The following is a 612-nucleotide window of genomic DNA, read 5'->3' on the forward strand; positions in this document are numbered from 1 at the left end:
GAGCGATAGATGAAGTCATTGCAAAGATAGAAAAATTTAACGATGAAAACATAAAGATACAAAATAGTATGTTACCTATATAAAAAAGGAGAGTGAAAAATGGCTACAGAATGGGTTTTTAATTATACAGGTACAGAACAAAGCATCACATTATCTCCTGGTAAATATGTAATGGAATGTTGGGGTGCTTGTGGTGGTAATTTTCCTGATTTTAAATCTTGTGCAAAAGGTGGTTATTCTGCTGGTATTCTTACATTAAAAGAAAGTACTAAATTTTATATTTACGTTGGTCAAGGTGGTTATTCTAAAGGTGCTAATGGTATTGAAACTCGCAGAAGTGGCTTTAATGGTGCAGGAGGTATTAACTGTTATACTAGTACTTCTACTGGTTATTACAGTCTTGCAGGTGGTGGTTCAACAGATATAAGGCTTGTTGGTGGTGCTTGGGATAATCCACAAGGTTTATTATCACGTATAATGGTTGCAGGTGGTGCAGGTGGTTCTTATGGAACTGGTTATTATTCACTTGGTCATGGTGGTGGTTTAAGTGGTAATAATGGTATTTCTAATGCAAATAAATATTTTGCAGGTGGTGGAAGCCAATTTCAAGGT

The 612-nt window shown here is 35.5% G+C and carries 1 protein-coding gene; it reads left to right on the top strand.

What is annotated here, in order from left to right:
• Window positions 1-99: 99 nt before the first annotated feature.
• On the top strand, window positions 100-612 hold a 513-nt coding region (locus Q3304_RS20865; RefSeq protein ID WP_407815493.1), incomplete at its 3' end, for a glycine rich domain-containing protein.

The organism is Clostridioides sp. GD02377, assembly GCF_045899875.1.
Classification (GTDB): Bacteria; Bacillota; Clostridia; order Peptostreptococcales; family Peptostreptococcaceae; genus Clostridioides; species Clostridioides difficile_A.